At 44.7% G+C, this 18043-nt stretch carries 13 protein-coding genes; 9 read left to right on the top strand and 4 right to left on the bottom strand.

All coding sequences use genetic code 11. The annotated features are described in order from the left end of the window. Nucleotides 1-67: 67 nt before the first annotated feature. Nucleotides 68-601, top strand: coding sequence for an Rrf2 family transcriptional regulator (locus tag C2756_RS08080; RefSeq protein ID WP_215295361.1), 534 nt, complete (start codon nt 68-70; stop codon nt 599-601). Nucleotides 602-636: 35 nt separating this feature from the next. On the opposite strand, the gene C2756_RS08075 is transcribed toward C2756_RS08080, so the two are convergent. Continuing rightward, a complete protein-coding gene (locus tag C2756_RS08075) occupies nt 637-2409 on the bottom strand; it encodes an ABC transporter transmembrane domain-containing protein (RefSeq protein WP_215318484.1) in 1773 nt (590 codons plus the stop codon). A 339-nt stretch (nt 2410-2748) separates the two neighbouring features. On the opposite strand from C2756_RS08075, the gene C2756_RS08070 reads away from it, so the two are divergent. From C2756_RS08070 to bchL, 5 genes are all read left to right on the top strand, one after another. Beyond that, nucleotides 2749-3726, top strand: a complete 978-nt coding sequence (locus tag C2756_RS08070) for an NAD(P)-dependent oxidoreductase (RefSeq protein ID WP_215318482.1) — start codon at nt 2749-2751, stop codon at nt 3724-3726. 121 nt (nt 3727-3847) lie between these two features. After that, nucleotides 3848-4051 carry a hypothetical protein gene (locus tag C2756_RS08065; RefSeq protein WP_215295355.1) on the top strand — a complete coding sequence of 68 codons (204 nt, stop codon included), beginning with the start codon at nt 3848-3850 and terminating at the stop codon, nt 4049-4051. 260 nt (nt 4052-4311) lie between these two features. Next, complete coding sequence (locus tag C2756_RS08060) at nt 4312-5595, top strand: ferredoxin:protochlorophyllide reductase (ATP-dependent) subunit N (protein WP_251372026.1); 1284 nt, start codon at nt 4312-4314, stop codon at nt 5593-5595. Further along, on the top strand, nt 5592-7157 hold the full coding sequence (gene bchB, locus C2756_RS08055) for a ferredoxin:protochlorophyllide reductase (ATP-dependent) subunit B (protein ID WP_215318481.1): 1566 nt from the start codon (nt 5592-5594) through the stop codon (nt 7155-7157). The genes C2756_RS08060 and bchB overlap by 4 nt, the downstream gene beginning before the upstream one ends. Before the next feature lie 39 nt (nt 7158-7196). Further along, nucleotides 7197-8102, top strand: a complete 906-nt coding sequence (gene bchL / locus C2756_RS08050; RefSeq protein WP_215295351.1) for a ferredoxin:protochlorophyllide reductase (ATP-dependent) iron-sulfur ATP-binding protein — start codon at nt 7197-7199, stop codon at nt 8100-8102. 9 nt (nt 8103-8111) lie between these two features. Here the strand turns inward: bchL and C2756_RS08045 are convergent, their stop codons facing one another. Beyond that, entirely contained in the window at nt 8112-9095 is a 984-nt protein-coding gene (locus C2756_RS08045; protein ID WP_215318479.1) for a protochlorophyllide reductase, read from the bottom strand. A gap of 62 nt (nt 9096-9157) precedes the next feature. Here C2756_RS08045 and C2756_RS08040 point away from each other — a divergent pair, with 62 nt between their 5' ends. Together C2756_RS08040 and bchO are read left to right on the top strand one after the other, a co-directional pair. After that, on the top strand, nt 9158-10084 hold the full coding sequence (locus C2756_RS08040; RefSeq protein WP_215318477.1) for an alpha/beta fold hydrolase: 927 nt from the start codon (nt 9158-9160) through the stop codon (nt 10082-10084). A gap of 3 nt (nt 10085-10087) precedes the next feature. Next, complete coding sequence (gene bchO / locus C2756_RS08035; RefSeq protein ID WP_215318475.1) at nt 10088-10954, top strand: alpha/beta fold hydrolase BchO; 867 nt, start codon at nt 10088-10090, stop codon at nt 10952-10954. On the opposite strand, the gene C2756_RS08030 is transcribed toward bchO, so the two are convergent. After that, nucleotides 10951-12870: a VWA domain-containing protein gene (locus tag C2756_RS08030; RefSeq protein WP_215318474.1), complete on the bottom strand. Its 1920-nt coding sequence runs from the start codon at nt 12868-12870 to the stop codon at nt 10951-10953. The two genes, bchO and C2756_RS08030, sit on opposite strands and share 4 nt — an antisense overlap. A 27-nt stretch (nt 12871-12897) precedes the next feature. Next, nucleotides 12898-13944, bottom strand: a complete 1047-nt coding sequence (gene bchI, locus C2756_RS08025; RefSeq protein ID WP_215318472.1) for a magnesium chelatase ATPase subunit I — start codon at nt 13942-13944, stop codon at nt 12898-12900. 264 nt (nt 13945-14208) lie between these two features. On the opposite strand from bchI, the gene C2756_RS08020 reads away from it, so the two are divergent. Next, on the top strand, nt 14209-18027 hold the full coding sequence (locus C2756_RS08020; protein WP_215318470.1) for a magnesium chelatase subunit H: 3819 nt from the start codon (nt 14209-14211) through the stop codon (nt 18025-18027). Nucleotides 18028-18043 lie beyond the last annotated feature (16 nt).

Genomic DNA, 18043 nt, shown 5'->3' with positions numbered 1-18043 from the left:
AACGCCTTTTTAATGTAAAAAGGGGCGGGTACTTTCATTTCGGAATCTTTGGCTGTACATTAAAGCTATGAGAATTTTCAGCAAGAGCAAAATCGCATTTAATATCTTATTAGACATTGCGGCTCACACAGCCCAAGGTCGTGCCATTTCTGTGCCTTTAGTTTGTCGCAGGCATCAGCTTTCTCACTCCTATCTAGAAGTCATCTTTGGTCAGCTGAGAGATGCGGGTTTCATTCGTAGTCATCGCGGTCCTGGAGGAGGCTATTCTTTAGCCAAAAAGCCTGAAGATATTTCTTTATATGATGTGCTTAGTCTGATGAACGGACAAGAGCCACTTTATGAGGATTTAGGTGTATCTCTTTGGGCCAACCTAGATGCCTATATGGATCTGCAGATGAAGCAAATTACATTATCTGACGCTCTTCAAAGATCATCTATTGTCCTTGAGCAATCTACACAAGGTCTTGGTCAAGTAAGACTTAATGCAGTCCCTAAAATTCCTGTGGCAGCAAAATCCAAGAAAGAACCTCAGAAGCTGAAGCCTCGCTTAGGCCCTAACTCAGTATTTTCATTTGGTGAGTATTTAAAATCTAAAGCATGACTGATGCTGATTTATTGAGTCTGAGGGATTCTCAATTATTGGTCAGTAAATTGCAGTTTCGCTAAGCGGGCATAAAGACCACTTCGTAGAATCAAATCGGCATGGGTTCCAGTTTCTATGATCCGTCCATTTTCCAACACAAGAATTTTATCTGCCTGCTTTACGGTAGACAGTCGATGAGCAATCACAATCGTTGTCCGGTGGTCCATCGCAGCTTCAAGCGCGCGCTGAACAAGTAATTCAGACTCAGCATCTAAGGCACTAGTAGCTTCATCTAAGAGTAATAAGGCTGGATTCTTTAACAATACTCTAGCAATCGCAATTCGCTGTTTTTGCCCACCAGATAAGCGGATCCCTCGATCTCCCAAGAAGCTTTGATAACCTTCTGGTAATTTAGAAATGAATTCATCAGCGATGGCAAGACGCGCTGCTAATATCACCTCCTCATCAGTCGCATCCATTCTGCCAAAACGAATATTTTCCATAGCGTTGTCTGAAAAAATCACAATATCCTGTGGAACAATGCCGATCATTTTTCTAAGTGCTTCAAGTCGCAGATTGCGAATGTTGATGTTATTGAAAAGAATTTCTCCGCTAGTGGGATCATAGAAGCGTTGCAGGAGTTGAAAGAGCGTTGTCTTACCGGCGCCTGATGGGCCAACAATGGCAATTCTTTCCCCAGGTTTAATTTCTAGAGAGACATCTGATAAAACCTGATTTTGATTGGATGGATACTGAAAGCAGAGATTTTGTATTTCTACGCCAATACCCGCGGCATTGACCTGAGGTACTGATTCCATAATTACTGAGGCTTGGATAGAAGATTGAACGTTTAAGAGTTCTAGCAGGCGATCACTTGCACCAATCGCTCTTTGGGTGTCACCGATTACTTCTGAGATGCCAGCGATTGCTCCCGCAACAATCACAGCATACAAAATGAATTGCGATAATTCTCCGGCAGTAATTTGCTTGTCCATCACTGCATAGGCGCCAAGCCAAAGTACCAAAATAATGCTGGTGAAGCCAAACAAAATAGCAACAAATGTCAGTAAGGCTCTGGCTTGTGATCGATGGATAGCCGCATCAAGAGCGGTATGAATGGATTGATCAAATCGTTGAATTTCTATTGTTTCATTAGTGAATGACTGAATAGTGGGGATGGCATTTAATTTCTCTCCTGCCAAAGCTGAGGCATCAGCAATCTTATCTTGCGAGTTTCGGGAGAGCTTTCTGACTCGCCTGCCCATGATCATCGTTGGAATAATTGTGAGTAGTAGGGTTGCAAAAATCAGCACAGATAATTTTGGACTAGTGATAAACATCATCACCAGACCGCCTGCTAGTAAAAGAATGTTTCTGATCGCCATAGAGACACTAGTACCAATTAATGTCTGAATCAGAACGGTATCTGTATTGAGGCGCGAGAGTATTTCGCCGCTATGTGTAGATTCAAAGAACTCGGGGCTTTGTTTGATGACGTGACTGTAGACAGCTGAGCGTATATCAGTCGTAATTTTTTCTCCCAACCAGGACACCATATAAAAACGGAGAGAGGTTCCCAGTGCTACTAAGGCAGCAACAATAAATAGGGTTAAAAAAGTGATATTGATTTGGTTACCACTATCCGTGTTGAAACCTAAATCAATGATTTGCCTAAAAGAGAAGGGAACAGCTAAAGTTGCGCTAGCGGCAAGAACTAGGCTAAAGATTGCCAATATAAATTGTTTTTTATATGGCTTCAAAAAGGGAAGAAGTGCTGCTAAGGTACGCAACCCATGGGGATTTGTCTTGTTGCTTAGCTTGGTCATTGAAGAATCCCTAATAATTATCTATGATAGTTCACTTAGATTGGATTTGTATTTTTAGTGATACTAGGAAGATGGCAGACGACAGTCCCGCGACTCATAAAGAACCTATATATAAAAGAAGTCCCTGGCTACCTCGCGGTGGAGTGCGTAAGATCATTTTTTTAGCACTCATCATATTGGGTGCTTATGGATCAACTCAACATTGGTCTTTCATTCCCTTGCTTCTGATTGCCATCATCGCATTCTCACCAAAGATATTGTTGGCCACCGCCTATTACTATGGAAAATCAGCTCTATTTCTTGGGCAAAGGTTTAGTAAGTGACTAACTCTTTCGTTCTATGAAGATCTTTTTAACTGGAGCTAGTGGTTTTGTTGGAAGTCATTTGCTTGAGTCCTTAAATGCTGCCAGGCACGAAATCCTCTGCCACTTTCGTACGCCGCATGCTATTCATAGCAAACCTTGGCAGAATCTTGAGATTTGGTCGGGGGACTTAAACGATATCCAAAGCTTTACGAAGAGACTTCAGGATTTTGACGTCCTGATTCATTGTGCCGCAGAGATGAGGCTTTGGAATTCAGAGCAAGCTTTGCTTGAGACTAACGTGCTGATGACAAAAAATGTTTTAGAGTCAGCTAAGCTGGCCGGTGTAAAGCAGTTTATTTACATGAGTGATGCATCGATCGCTAAAGATCCCTTGAGGCAAAATCTGAATCTTTTAGAATCTCAATCTTTACCAGCGCTGCATGACTTTCCCTATAGTCATAGCAAGTCCCAAGCAGAACAGTTGGTGCTTGATGCTGGAAATGAAGAGTTCCGAACGATAAGCCTTCGACCTGCATCCATTTGGGGTAAAGGTGATTTGGTCGACCAGAGCTTGGGCAAGGCTGCTGATCTGAATCAGTTTGGCTGGTTTGATCAGGGTGGCTACCCCTTCTCAACATGCTACATTCAAAATCTTTGCGAAGCGGTAAATAAAGCGCTTTTATCAGAGTCAACCCAAGAGAGTTTTTTTATCAGCGATGGGCAAGCAGTTCCATTTAGGCAATGGATGACCAAGAGACTCAAAGCCGGTCATTACAAGGTGCCATCTTTATCGATACCTCGCTCCTTGGCTAGGCCGTTGGCTCGGTTTACAGAAAATGGTTGGAAATACTTACCGCTTCGTGGCGAACCCCCGTTAATTAGGGAGATGGTCCATTTAATGGCGTACCCTTTTTCTGTCTCGATTCAGAAAGCCAAAGATCAGTTAGCTTATGAACCAATCTATTCCATCGAAGATGGCATGCTGGAGATAGAGAAAGCTGCTAATTTTTAGAGGGTTTACCCTAGTGTCTTGACTCTACCAAAAACGAGGTTTAAAGTTTTCGACATCAATTAGCAATCATCCATTGATGTTCTTATGCGCACAAGATATAAAACCTGAAAGGATACAGAGCATGTTTAAATTCCATGATATGAAAGACCGGATTTCTAAAATTGCAGGATTTTTTGGAATGGTCGTCAGCATTACCGTTGCTTTCTACTTGATCTTTCCTGCGGGCCAGACCCAGTCTAAATTTGCCATGTTTTTGGTCTCGCTAGGAATTGCAGTATCTCTCAGCGTGCTAACCTTTAAAGCATTGCTAAAGTCGCAACGATAAGGTTCAAACTTCACTCAATTAAAAGCCCCAAGTTGCTTAATATTTGGGGCTTTTTCTTTGGCTTGGCAATATTCCCCTTTTAGCGATAGGCTTTTTATGGGTATAAACACTTATATCTAAAAGCCTTCAAGAGCCTTTTACTAAGGCATCTATTGATTTGCGTATGACTGTATGACTACTTTTTTCTGTGCCCCGTCTGAAATTGGTTCGATGGTCCTCCATTCCCAATTCAATTCGTTCATCAAAGTCTGAGGTAAGAATTGAATTCTGTAGCCAATGAAGTGAAGATGGATTTCCAGCCCTTAAAAGAGCGTGGCCAAAGAGAAGTTTTCTGTGGCCTGACTGGGATTATCTGGTTGCATCGAAAAATTCAAGATGCATTTTTTCTGGTGGTTGGTTCTCGAACCTGCGCACACTTAATTCAGTCTGCCGCTGGGGTGATGATTTTCGCCGAACCACGTTTTGCAACAGCAATCATTGATGATCGTGATTTAGCTGGTCTTGCAGATGCTAATGATGAGTTAGACAAGGTTGTAAAGCAATTGCTAGAGCGTCGTCCTGATATCAAACTATTATTTCTAGTGGGCTCTTGCCCGTCAGAAGTCATAAAGTTAGATTTGTCGAGGGCAGCACAACGTCTTGGTAAAACATTTGCGCCAAATGTACGCATTCTGAATTATTCTGGCAGCGGTATTGAGACAACTTTTACCCAAGGGGAAGACGCTTGTTTAGCTGCGCTAGTGCAAGATCTACCCAAGTCTAATCAGTCTGATGAAGTTGATTTATTGGTGGTCGGCTGTTTGGCTGATGTGGTTGAAGATCAATTTAGTCGCATCTTTAAAGACCTGGGTCTCAAGTCTTTTGCTTTTTTCCCACCTAGGGAGTCGACGCAAAAAATCGTTGTTGGTCCAAAGACAAAGTATTTATTGGCTCAGCCATTTTTGACCGATACCGCTAGATTCTTGGAAAATTTAGGGGCTCAGAGAATTGCTGCACCTTTCCCATTGGGTGTAGAGGGAACAGAAAAATGGTTTGCAGCCGCCGCCCAAGAATTAGGTGTGCCTAAAGATATCTTTGAGAAGGTCATTGCACCCCAACGTGATCGTGCCAATAAGTCACTTGCGCCGCATCGTGAGATCCTGCAAGGAAAATCTATTTTCTTCTTCCCTGACTCACAATTAGAGATACCCTTGGCTCGTTATTTAAATAGAGAGCTTGGCATGAAATTGATGGAAGTCGGCGTTCCCTATTTGCATCGTCAGCATATGGCGGAAGAATTAACTATGTTGGATTCTCAGACGCAATTATCTGAAGGGCAAAATGTAGAAAATCAATTAGACCGTTGTCGCGCGCAACAGCCAGATATGGTTGTCTGTGGCTTGGGATTAGCGAATCCCTTGGAAGCCGAGGGCTTTACTACAAAGTGGTCGATTGAGCTTGTCTTCACACCTATTCAAGGATTTAACCAAGCAGCTGATCTTGCGGAATTATTTGCTCGCCCTTTAACGAGAAAACATAAGCTCATGATGGCGGAGACCGTATGAAATTAACGCTTTGGACTTATGAAGGACCACCCCATGTTGGAGCGATGCGCATTGCTACCGCAATGGAGAAGGTGCATTATGTTCTGCACGCTCCGCAAGGCGATACTTATGCCGATCTCCTTTTCACCATGATTGAGCGGATGAAAAAGAGACCGCCGGTCACTTACACCACTTTCCAGGCGCGTGATTTAGGTAGCGATACTGCAGAGTTATTCAAAGATGCTGCTAGATCAGCTTATGCCCGTTTTACGCCTGATTTATTAATGGTGGGCGCTTCCTGTACAGCAGAGTTGATTCAAGATGATCCTGGTGGCTTAGCCGCCGCGCTTGATTTGCCTGTGCCGATCTTGCCGCTGGAATTGCCGGCATATCAAAAGAAAGAGAATTGGGGCGCAGCAGAAACCTTTTATCAGATGGTTCGCCTATTGGGGCAGTCATTTATTCTGCCTCCAGGCCAACAACGTTCAGCCCGTGCAGCCAATGCAAAGCCGAGTTGTAATATTTTAGGGCCTACGGCTCTCGGTTTCCGGCATCGCGATGATGTCGAAGAAATTTCTCGTTTATTGCGTGATTTAGGAATTGAAGTCAATGTGGTTGCACCTTTAGGCGCTAACCCTGCAGATATCGCGCGTTTGCATGAAGCCGACTTTAATGTCAATTTATACCCAGAGACAGCAAACACTGCAGTCACTTGGATGAGCAGAAGCTTTGGTCAGCCTTCGACTAAAACGATTCCGATTGGATTTAAGGGTACTCAAGCTTTTATTACTGAAGTCTGCCAGTTAGCAGGTATTGAGTGTGATGTTGAAAAATTAAGTCAATCATCTAGAGCACGTTGGTATGCGTTATCGGTAGACTCAACCTATCTCACCAACAAGAGAGTCTTTATTTTTGGTGATGCAACGCATGCTATTGCTGCAGCAAAAGTAGCTGCTCATGAAATGGGCTTCAAAGTAGTTGGACTAGGCACCTATAGCCGTGAATTAGCGCGTGAAGTGCGTGAGGCTGCTGCTGAGTTCGGGCTTGAGGCAATCATTTCGGACGACTATTTAGAAGTTGAAGAAAAGATTACTGAACTTCAGCCAGAGTTGATCTTAGGAACCCAGATGGAGCGTCATATTGCCAAGCGCTTAAAAATACCTTGTGCAGTCATTTCGTCTCCAGTGCATGTCCAAGATTTTCCATCTCGTTATTCTCCGCAAATGGGCTTTGAAGGTGCCTGCGTATTATTTGATTCTTGGGTTCATCCTCTCATGATGGGTCTCGAAGAACATTTAATTGGCATGTTCAAAGGAGACTTTGAGTTTCATGATGGCGCGATGCCATCCCATCTTGGACATTCGACTCCCGCAAAAGAGGCCCCAGAGAATGCCCCTTCGATGATTACTGTCAAGAATGGAGCACCTTCCTGGGAAAATGACGCTGAAAAAGAACTCAATAAAATCCCATTTTTTGTGAGAGGCAAGGCCAGAAGAAATACAGAGCGTTATGCAGTTGAGCAAGGACTTTTGAGTATTACCTTAGAAACTTTGTATGATGCAAAGGCACACTTTAAAAGTTAAATAGAGACATCTAGTCAAAAACAGTGAAAGCAATCCAAAATGAAAGCAATTAACATACCCGTTTCAGATTTTCGCAGTCCACCACCTGATGGTGAAGGGAGCCTTCAAGTTCAGCTAGATCCTAATTTGAAAATTGGTAAAGCGAAGGTCTTTGCGATTTACGGTAAGGGTGGGATTGGTAAGAGCACCACCTCATCTAACTTATCGGTTGCTTTCTCTAAATTAGGAAAACGCGTCATCCAAATTGGATGCGATCCTAAACATGATTCAACATTTACCCTCACCAAAAAGCTGATGCCTACGGTAATTGATGTGCTGGAGAAAGTGGATTTTCATTCCGAAGAGTTGCGCATCGAAGATTTTGTGTATGAAGGTTATAACGGCGTGATGTGTGTAGAAGCAGGCGGACCTCCAGCAGGAACAGGTTGTGGGGGCTATGTGGTTGGGCAAACTGTGAAACTCCTGAAGGAACATCATTTACTGGACGATACCGATGTCGTGATTTTTGACGTCTTGGGCGACGTAGTTTGTGGTGGCTTTGCTGCGCCACTGCAGCATGCTGATCGCGCGCTTATCGTTACTGCCAATGACTTTGATTCTATTTTTGCGATGAATCGGATTATTCAAGCTATTGGTGCAAAAGCCAAAAACTATAACGTTCGCTTAGGTGGCGTGATTGCAAATCGCAGTAAGGATACCGATCAAATCGATAAATTCAATGAACAGGTCGGATTAAAAACGATGGCTCACTTCCCTGACTTGGATGTGATTCGTCGTAGTCGTCTTAAAAAGTCAACTTTATTTGAGATGGAGTACTCTCCTGAGCTTGAAAAAGTCCAGCAAGAGTACATGCGTTTGGCTGCAGCACTTTGGGCCGGAGCAGATCCCTTGCCTTCAATACCAATGAAGGACAGAGATATATTTGATTTGCTTGGCTTTGATTAATCTACTTAGTTAATCACTGGGCATGCCAACGAGCTTGGCTGTAATTTCCCAGAGATCTTTGCTTAATTTTTCGCTCTTGGCTTTCATAGAAAGTTCTTGGGCGAAAGGCTCTCTGATAGCGGAGTTGCGATTGCCCCAGCTCCAATGAACGCCTGATTGGGTAAAGCGTGGATCTGCAACCACTTGAGCAACACGTTCTCCAGCAAGCTCTTGGCTCACATAACCCTTAGTAATGTTTTTCTGAAACCAGGGAAATATTTTTTGAAAGAGTGGCGGAGTGTCTCTAAAGAGTGCCGTCTCAGCTACACATCCAGGATATAGGGTATTAAAGATCACGCCAGTACTAGCGTGATATCTTTTTTGTAGCTCTCGATTCATGACCATATTGCATAGCTTGCTATCTTTGTATGCCTTGCCAGGTTTAAAGGGTTTTCCATTGATCATGGCAATCGGTGCTTTAAAGCCTGCCATGAGACCTTCTAAAGCACCAATATCTGCGGGGGCAGGAATAGGTACTTTGCCGCCGAATTCTTCTGAGTTGGCGGTCACAGTGCCTAAGGTAATCAGACGTGCATGCTCATATTGTTTGGCAGTTTGGATTAACTTGTCCAGCAGCATTCTGCTCAGAACGTAGTGCCCAAAATAATTCGTTGCTACGCTAATTTCAAATCCTTGAGGAGAGCGGGCAGGTTCTTTTAAGAGTGGTAAATAAGTCGCCGCATTACAGAGCAAAGCGTTAAGCTTTTGACCGCTTTCATTAAAGCGTTGGACAAATGCTTTAACGCTATCGAGATTTCCAAGGTCTAGTTGCCAGATTTCATATTGGCTTGAATCAAATTGATGTGCCTTGGCGGATAACTCCATTTTTTGAGGGTCTCGGACTGCCAGTATCAGTCGCCAATGACGAGCCAGCAGAGCTTTGGCGGCATATAAGCCAACTCCAGATGAGGCTCCGGTAATAATGGCAAGGGGTTGAGTAGTATTGGCAGGCATTTTTCTATTACAGTCTTAGTTTTGGTAGAAATTCATCATTGTTATTTTAAGGCTAGAAATCGATGCTCCTCAAAGCGTTCAAGATCATTGCTCTGGTATTAACAACCTTCATCTTTTTTGCAGCCCTCTATTTATGGGCTCCCGATAAGTCTAAAACAGAGTTAGAAAAAATGTATGGCTCTCCTAAAAATGCATATGTTAGTGCATTGGGAGTCAACATTCATTATCAAGATACTGGCCCTTCCAAAAACCCGATACCCATTCTATTTTTGCATGGCTTTGGTGCAAGTTTGCAGACTTGGGATGCTTGGTCAGAAGCTTTAAGTCAGGACTACCGTGTGATTTCTGTAGACTTGCCAGGATTTGGTCTTACCGGAGAAGATCCAAGTGGCGTCTATACCGATGAGAGAAGTGTGGAGGTACTTGAGGCTTTCATGAGAGCGCTACAAATTCCAAAGGTGGTGTTGGTAGGCAATTCGATGGGCGGCAAGTTTGCTTGGCAATTTGCCGCGCGGTATCCGGATCAGGTTGCGAAGTTGGTGCTCATCTCACCGGATGGGTATGCTAGCCCAGGAATTGAGTACGGCAAAAAGACTGAAGTCCCTGCAATTGCTCAGCTCTATTGCTATTTCTTTTCTAAAACTTTTTTAGCAATGAACCTTGAACCAGCTTACGCGAATCCAAAAACATTAAATGATGCTTTAGTAAATCGTTACTACGACCTGATGTTAGCCCCTGGGGTAAGAGGTGCCATTTTGGCTCGTATGCAGCAAACTGTCTTACAAGATCCAGTGCCCTCTTTGACCAATATCAAAGCACCAACTTTATTGATCTGGGGTGAGCAAGATGCTTTTATCCCGATTGCAAATTCAAACGATTACTTGAAGGTAATGTCTAATGTGAAGAGAGTATCCTTGCCTAATATTGGCCACTTGCCACAAGAAGAGCAACCTACAATTGGACTTCAGGCACTCAAAGAGTTCTTATAAGCAATGAAACGAATACCCTTAGATTGGCCCAATCGACAACATAGTAGTACCGTCTCTGTTGGAGGTTTAGATTGGCATGTGCAGCTCACTGGTAAGGGCCCTGTTGTTTTGTTATTACATGGCACTGGCAGCTCAACCCATTCTTGGTCTGATCTGATTCCTCTGTTAGAAGCCCATGCACAAGTCTTAGTGCCGGATTTGCCAGGACATGCCTTTACCTTAGGTGCAAAACTAGAAGACTTAACACTTGATGAAATAGCAAACTCTTTGCAGCTACTCATTGAGCAATTGGGAATTGAAGCACCCTCGATCGTAGTCGGCCATTCTGCTGGCGCACCTTTAGCATTGCGTTTTGCCGTAGGTTCATCAAAGCCACCTAAGCTAGTGATTGCTTTGAATCCCTCTTTTATACCGCCACCAGCTGTGTACACTAGTTTCTTTGGACCACTCTTAGGTCCCATTACCCGATCCTCAACGCTTTCTAGCTTGCTTGCTTCACTTTCACCTAGTTTAGGAATGGTCGATAAGCTGCTAGACTCAACGAATACGATTTTGCCGGAGACTCGCAGAGTTTATTACCGTAAACTCTTTGAGCGTTCAGAACATGTACGCGGCTCCATGAATTTCATGGCAGCAGCAGATATTCACAAAGTTTTAGTTGAAGCAAATTTATATCGCGGTAAATTAATTTGCGTCTTAGGTAATCAGGATGCGTGGATTCCAGTAAAACCTTTAGAAAAGATTATTCTGGATTATTTTCCTGCTGCAGAGATTGTGAAATGGGAAGGTGGTCACATCATGCATGAACTTGAGCCAAACAAAGTGGCACAACTGATTCTCGAAGGCTTGAAGACTGAGTTTGGCGATTAAGCCTTTTTCAGGCCTTGCATGATCGCTTGAGAAACCTCATTAGCGCCTGCATTCGGTAGTGGTAAGTACATAGACCCCAGCATTGCAGCCATGGCTTTACCTTCGTCTCGAGCTTGCGGTGAAGTATCAATCCATAAGGACTTAAAAGAGTAATGAGATGCAGCGCGTGCTGACTGCTGCGCATCTTCCATTGCCTTTGGTCTTCCAGGAGAGCCATCTTTAGCAATATTGGCTCGGCCATCCGTTAAGAAGACTAAGGCGGGGGTAAGTCCTTTTCGCATCGATGCGCTAGCAACTTCAAAAGATTCATCAATCGCACGAGACAGGGGGGTCCCACCACCGCCAGGCAGACCACTGAGGGCTCGTTTAGCCTTGACTAATGAACGCGTAGGGGCGAGGACGAGTTCGGCAACACTACCTCTAAATGACATCACTGCTACTTGATCTCGTCTTACGTAGCATTCAGCTAATAGCAATTCCACTGCACCCTTGGCTTCTGCAAGGCGATGCATCGCGGAGGAGCCAGATGCATCTACGATAAACATCGTTAAGGTTTGAGTGCGCTCTTGATAGCGCTTAATCCGAAAATCTTCTTTGCGAATCAAAATTTTCCCAAGAGGGATTGTTTTGCCAGCTGCCTTCATTTCTGCTCTGCGTACAGCTTGCCAAGGAACAGCAGCACGCAGCGTATCGATGATGCTCAGAGTTTTGCCACCCTCGGGCATGCCGGGTATATTTCCGAGTGGACGACCACGTATGCGGCCGACTTTGATAGCGCCAGTTTTGCCACCCATACCTTTAGGTGTTTTTAAGTCAGCTAAATCTGCCAAGCGCGCCAAGAGGTCTGCAGGGATTGCTGCTTGAGCGGCTTCTAAAATTTCATCTTCAAGCGCTTGTGGATTTTCTGCATTATTTTCCTGTTCCTCCCCCTCATCTTCATTCCTATTTTGATCTTCACTCGGATCAGGTGGAGGTGTTTCTGGAGGAGGTGGCGGCTCTTGATCTAAGGGATCTTGCTCACTCTCAGGTTGTTCGTCTGACTCTGGTTCAGGTGGAATCTCTTCCTCTTCGGGCGGAGCGCTTTGTGGCAGTCGCGTAGCGCGTGGGGATAAAACTAATGCAATCGCTTGTTGCAAATGCATGTTAGTCACTTCATCTTCTCTATCAAAAGCTGCCAAACACTTCGCGGTATTCATAGCCAGATTGAGGGCGCGTATCGATATCACCCCCAACTGTTCAGCAACACCAACCAATGCATTGAGACTATCTTCACTCACAGTGACTACAGAGAAGTTCTCACGTGCATATTGAAGTGTTTGGGCATCAGGCAGAAAATCATCATCAGTTTCTGGTAGATCTCTCCATCCGAGAATATCGAGGTTCAACAGAAATGCGGTTCTCTGCCGAATTTTTTCATTGGGTTGTTCGTCATCTTCGATACCCTCATCCAAAGCCACAACTCCAAATTGACTTTCAATTCTGCGGCTTTGCCCATCACGCTCAATTGCAATAAATCCATTATCTAAAGCACTCACCACTTTCGCTACAGCGCCTACTTCAACTCTCTCTGCCATTGGCATGAGTAATAGCTGCTGATCGCATTGCGCGAGGAGTCCCTGCCTGAGAACGGCTTTGCCTGTGCGTAATGTTTGATCGAGATCGATGCCGCCAATCAGATTTTCATCTGAGATGCCAAGAGGCATTTTGCGTAAAGGCAGGCGCATACCTCCTAATTGAGCGACGGTATTAAGGTAGCTTAGCCAACGATCTCTGACTGGTCCAGAGCGTGCACGCAAAATTACGCCACCCAAACCATGCGGATGAATAGCTAAGAGTTGGGCAACCTGGAGCGCCCGCAACCAAGTTTCGAGTTTGGCGCTCTTACTAATCTCTTGCGTTTGTGCTAGATTTTCCAAAAGACAGTATTTGCTGATTGAGTGTTTTTACTTACTTTTTTCGGGAAACAATTCTTCTAAAGCTCTTCTGACTCGAACGGCAGAACTAGAGTCATCCAAAGGATTGCGCCTGAGTCGATGCTGTAAGGCAGGTACTGCAATCTTTTTCAGGTGCTCGATCGTTACCTGATTTTTTCCGCAGAGTGCAGCATAAGCTCGGGTTGCGCGCAGCAGGGTTAACTCCCCACGTAGACCATCAGTTCCCAGGTGACTGCAAAGCTGAGTTACTTTTTCGAGCATCGCATCATCCACTTTGACTGAAGGCAATTTCTTTTTCCCAGCTTGAATTTGCTGTCGAATGATGTCATCTTCTTTTTCCCAAGCCTCCATGAACTTCGCTTGATTGCGCTCAAACTCATCGCGTCGTTTGATAATTTCTACTCGAGACTTTGATTCTTGAGGAGTCTTCACTTCAACAGCAAGACCAAAGCGATCGAGTAGTTGTGGACGTAATTCACCTTCCTCTGGGTTACCACTGCCGACTAGAACAAATTTTGCAGGGTGACGAATACTGAGACCCTCTCTTTCGACCACGTTGGCTCCAGAAGCAGCAACGTCGATTAATAAGTCGACTAAGTGGTCCTCTAAAAGATTCACTTCGTCTATGTACAGGAAGCCTCGATGTGCTTTAGCAAGAAGGCCGGGTTCATATGCTTTTTCTCCGGAGCTCAGTGCTTTTTCGATATCTAATGCGCCAATAACCCGATCTTCCGTAGCGCCCAATGGCAGGTCCACTACTGGCACTGCTTTCTTAATGGCCTTGAGTTTTCCACCAACCTTGAGCTTGGCTCTTAATTCATCGCATACAGGACAGGTTCCTGGTGCAGCATTCGGATCACAGGCATATACACAATCTTGAACTGAGCTCATCTCCGGAAGCAATGCTGCAAGTGCACGAACTGCCGTGGATTTTCCTGTGCCACGGTCGCCCATTACTAACACTCCCCCAACACTGGAATCGAGTGCCGCAATCAAGATTGCCAGCTTCATATCCTCTTGCCCAACAATTGCAGAGAAAGGGTAATTACGTGCCATTCAGATTCCTTGAAATTATTTAATACGAGCCTAATAAATTGATTTATTGCATAGCAGCAAATCAATTGATGAGTGCTCAATTCCTTAAATATACCGGTATTGAGTTTTTATTAGGAGATACCCTTAAAGGATAGTTTTGAGGCGAAATAGGTGTCTAATTTGGTTGACAGTATTGTAGGATTCTTCAAGAATCAATCAGAGATAGAAAGTAAAAACTAAAAAGTAAATTTTTTTAAATTTAATCTTTTTAATAACACTTATTGAATGCTTACCAAAACAAAATCTTCCAATATGCATGAGCCTATTAAGTTAGTGCTTGTGACTATGGATACTCATTTAAATAGTGCTGCAAACCGTGCCTATGAGGATCTCAAGAAGACTATTCCGGGAGCAACGCTGAGCATCCATTCAGCCAGTGAATTTGCCGGTAATCCTGAGCATTTACAACACTGTAAGGACGACATTGCTAGTGGCGACATCGTGATTGCCACCATGTTGTTCCTAGAGGATCACTATTTACCAATTTTGGAAGATCTTAAAGCAAGGCGAGACCATTGTGATGCCATGGTTTGTGCCATGTCTGCAGGAGACGTTACTAAGTTAACGAAAATTGGCAAGCTCGATATGAGTCAACCAGCCAGTGGCTTGATGGCCATGCTGAAAAAGCTGCGTCCGAGCGCCAAAGACAAAGACGGCAACAGCAAGAGTTCGACTGCTGGCGCAAAGCAAATGAAGATGTTGCGCGTGATTCCGCAAATGCTGCGCTTTGTGCCTGGAACTGCCCAAGATCTCAGGGCTTATTTCTTGTCATTGCAGTATTGGCTGGGTGGTTCTCAAGAGAACATGTACAACATGATGGTTAATCTGATTAATCGTTATGCAGCTGGTTCACGTGAGGTCTTGCGTAAAAATGCGAAGGCCCTTGATCCAGTCGAATATCCAGATTCTGGGGTGTATCACCCACGCATGAAAAATCGCTTGAGTAGTAATTTAAGTGATTTGCCTAAGGTAGTGCCAGATGCAAAAGCGCGCGGAAGAGTCGGACTTTTGGTTCTGCGTTCTTACTTGGTCTCTGGTAATAGCGGCCACTATGATCCGGTCATTGCTGCATTAGAAGCGCAAGGTTTGCAAGTAGTGCCTGCTTTTGCGGCTGGTCTAGATGCTCGCCCAGCTATTGATGATTACTTTACAAAAGAGGGCAAGCCAACGATTGATACCATGATTTCTCTAACAGGCTTCTCTTTGGTGGGTGGTCCGGCCTATAACGATGCTCATGCGGCTGAAGAGGTGTTGGCTAAATTAGATATTCCTTATATTGCGGCTCACCCTGTTGAGTTTCAAAATCTTGAGCAGTGGGGAGGTTCTGAGCGTGGTTTGCTCCCAGTAGAGAGTACCATCATGGTGGCGATTCCTGAACTAGATGGCTCAACCATTCCGATGGTGTATGGTGGGCGACCCGGTGCATCTGGTACCACCTGTACAGGTTGCCATAAGCAGTGTTCATTTACAGATGATCACAATCCACAGGATATGTTTACCTGCACCGAGCGTGTTGGAATGTTGGCTGCACGGGTTGGAAAGTTAGTTGACTTGCGTCGTTCGGAGCGTGCACAACGTAAGGTCGGCATTGTATTGTTCAATTTCCCACCGAATGCCGGCAATATTGGTAGCGCTGCTTACTTGAGCGTCTTCCAATCGGTCCAAAATTTATTAGTTGGCATGAAGGAGCGTGGCTACACCGTTGACGTTCCCAAGTCCGTAGATGAGTTGCGTGATTCAATCTTAAAAGGCAATGCCCAGCAGTATGGCGCAGATGCAAACGTGCATACCTTAATTCCTGTAGATGATCATGTTCGGCGTGAACCTTGGTTAAAAGAAATTGAAGCGCAATGGGGCCCAGCTCCAGGTAAGCAACTCTCTAACGGAAGCTCCATCTTTGTACTTGGTAAGCAGTTTGGCAATGTGCTGATTTCTGTGCAACCTTCGTTTGGTTATGAAGGTGATCCGATGCGCTTGCTATTTGAACGTGGTTTTGCGCCAACCCATGCATTCTCTGCTTACTATCGTTACTTGCGGGAAGACTTTGCTGCTACAGCAGTCATTCACTTTGGTACGCATGGCGCATTAGAGTTCATGCCTGGTAAGCAAACTGGCATGAGTGGCGCATGTTGGCCAGACCGTTTAATCAATGATCTGCCTAATATTTATTTGTATGCATCGAACAATCCTTCTGAGGGCGCGATTGCTAAACGCCGCTCTGGTGCAACCCTGATTAGTTACCTTACTCCGCCAGTAACGCAAGCCGGTTTATATGCCGGCTTGGCTGATCTCAAAGCATCGATTGAGCGCTTTAGATCTTTAGATGTTGATGCAAATCAGGAGCGGATAGATTTGGGAGATCTGATTCAGGCCCAAGCAGCAGAGATTGATCTATGCAAAGCCGAGCCTGTCTGGGATAAAACAGATCTAGATGGTTTGCAAAATATCGTCAGCAATCTCTTTAATGAATTACTCGAGCTCGAGTACACCTTAATTCCTCATGGCTTGCATGTGGTTGGTGCTGTGCCACCTTTAGCTGAGCGCTTTGGATTATTAAAAGCGATGGCTGATGTAGCTCTGGATCATCCAGTTGAAGATGGAGTGGTAGAAGCCCTGATGAATGGTGAGAAGTTTGACAAAGTGATTGATGCTCATCCTAAGCTATTAGAGCTTGGTACTCGCGAGATATTAGAAGATTTGTTTGGCAAGATGGTGCAGTCCAATGAGTTGATGTCTGCAGAGACTGAAGTGGCTGGTATGTTAGATGCGTTAGATGGACGCTTTATTCGCCCAGCAGCTGGTGGCGATGTGATGCGCAATCCTGAAGTATTGCCAACGGGTCGCAACCTACATGGCTTTGATCCATTCCGTATTCCCAGCGTATTTGCCGTGAAAGATGGGGCTAAACAGGCTCAGCGCATTTTGGATAAATACCAAGAAGATGGCAACTCACTTCCAGAATCGATTGCGATGGTTTTGTGGGGCAGTGATAACTTGAAATCTGAAGGCGGTCAAATTGGTCAAGCGCTTGCATTGATGGGCGCAAAACCACGCTTCGATAGTTATGGTCGTCTAGCAGGCGCACAATTAATTCCTTTAAGTGAGCTGGGTCGTCCAAGGGTTGACGTAGTCATTACCTTGTCTGGCATATTCCGCGATTTACTACCTTTGCAAATTAAGTTGCTAGCTGAGGCAGCATTTATGGCAGCTTCTGCGGAAGATGAGCCGCTGGAACAAAACTTTATTCGTAAGCATGCTTTGGCTTACCAAAAAGAACATGGTTGTGATTTAGAAACAGCTTCATTGCGTGTTTATGGAAACGCCGATGGCGCTTATGGTTCTAACGTTAGCAATATGGTTGAAAACAGCGTGTGGGAAGAGGAAGATGAATTAGCTGAAACCTACACCCGTAGAAAAGGTTTTGCTTTCGGACGTGCTGGTGTACCGATTCAAAATAACGCTTTGTTAAAGAGCGTTTTATCCGATGTGCAAATGACTTATCAAAATCTTGACTCGATGGAGTTAGGTGTAACAACAATTGATAACTACTTTGATACCTTGGGCGGAATTACGAGAGCAGTGAAGCGTGCCAAGGGTGGTGCCGACGTCCCAGTCTTTATTGGTGATCAGACAAAAGGTGAGGGCGCAGTCAGAACACTCTCTGAGCAGGTTTCTTTAGAAACTCGCACTCGGATGCTCAATCCAAAATGGTACGAAGGCATGTTGGAAAGTGGTTATGAGGGTGTGCGACAAATTGAGGTGCATATTACCAACACCATGGGCTGGTCTGCGACTACGGGTCAAGTGCAGCCTTGGGTCTATAAGCAGTTAACAGAGACTTTTATGCTGAACCCTGAAATGCGTGAGCGTTTAGCAAAACTAAATCCTACTGCTGCTGCTCGTTTAGCGAATCGTTTGACTGAAGCGTCGCAAAGAAATTACTGGCAGCCTGAGCCAGAAATGCTCAAAGCGATGCAAGAGGCTAATGACGAGCTAGAGGATCGCTTAGAGGGCATTTACGACAATAACTCTTTAGCGGCTTAATGATTTTCAGTGGTCA

Source organism: Polynucleobacter sp. UB-Siik-W21 (assembly GCF_018687415.1).
GTDB lineage: Bacteria > Pseudomonadota > Gammaproteobacteria > Burkholderiales > Burkholderiaceae > Polynucleobacter.
Note: the sequence above shows the minus strand (reverse complement) of the source record. Positions and strands in the feature narration are given on the sequence as shown.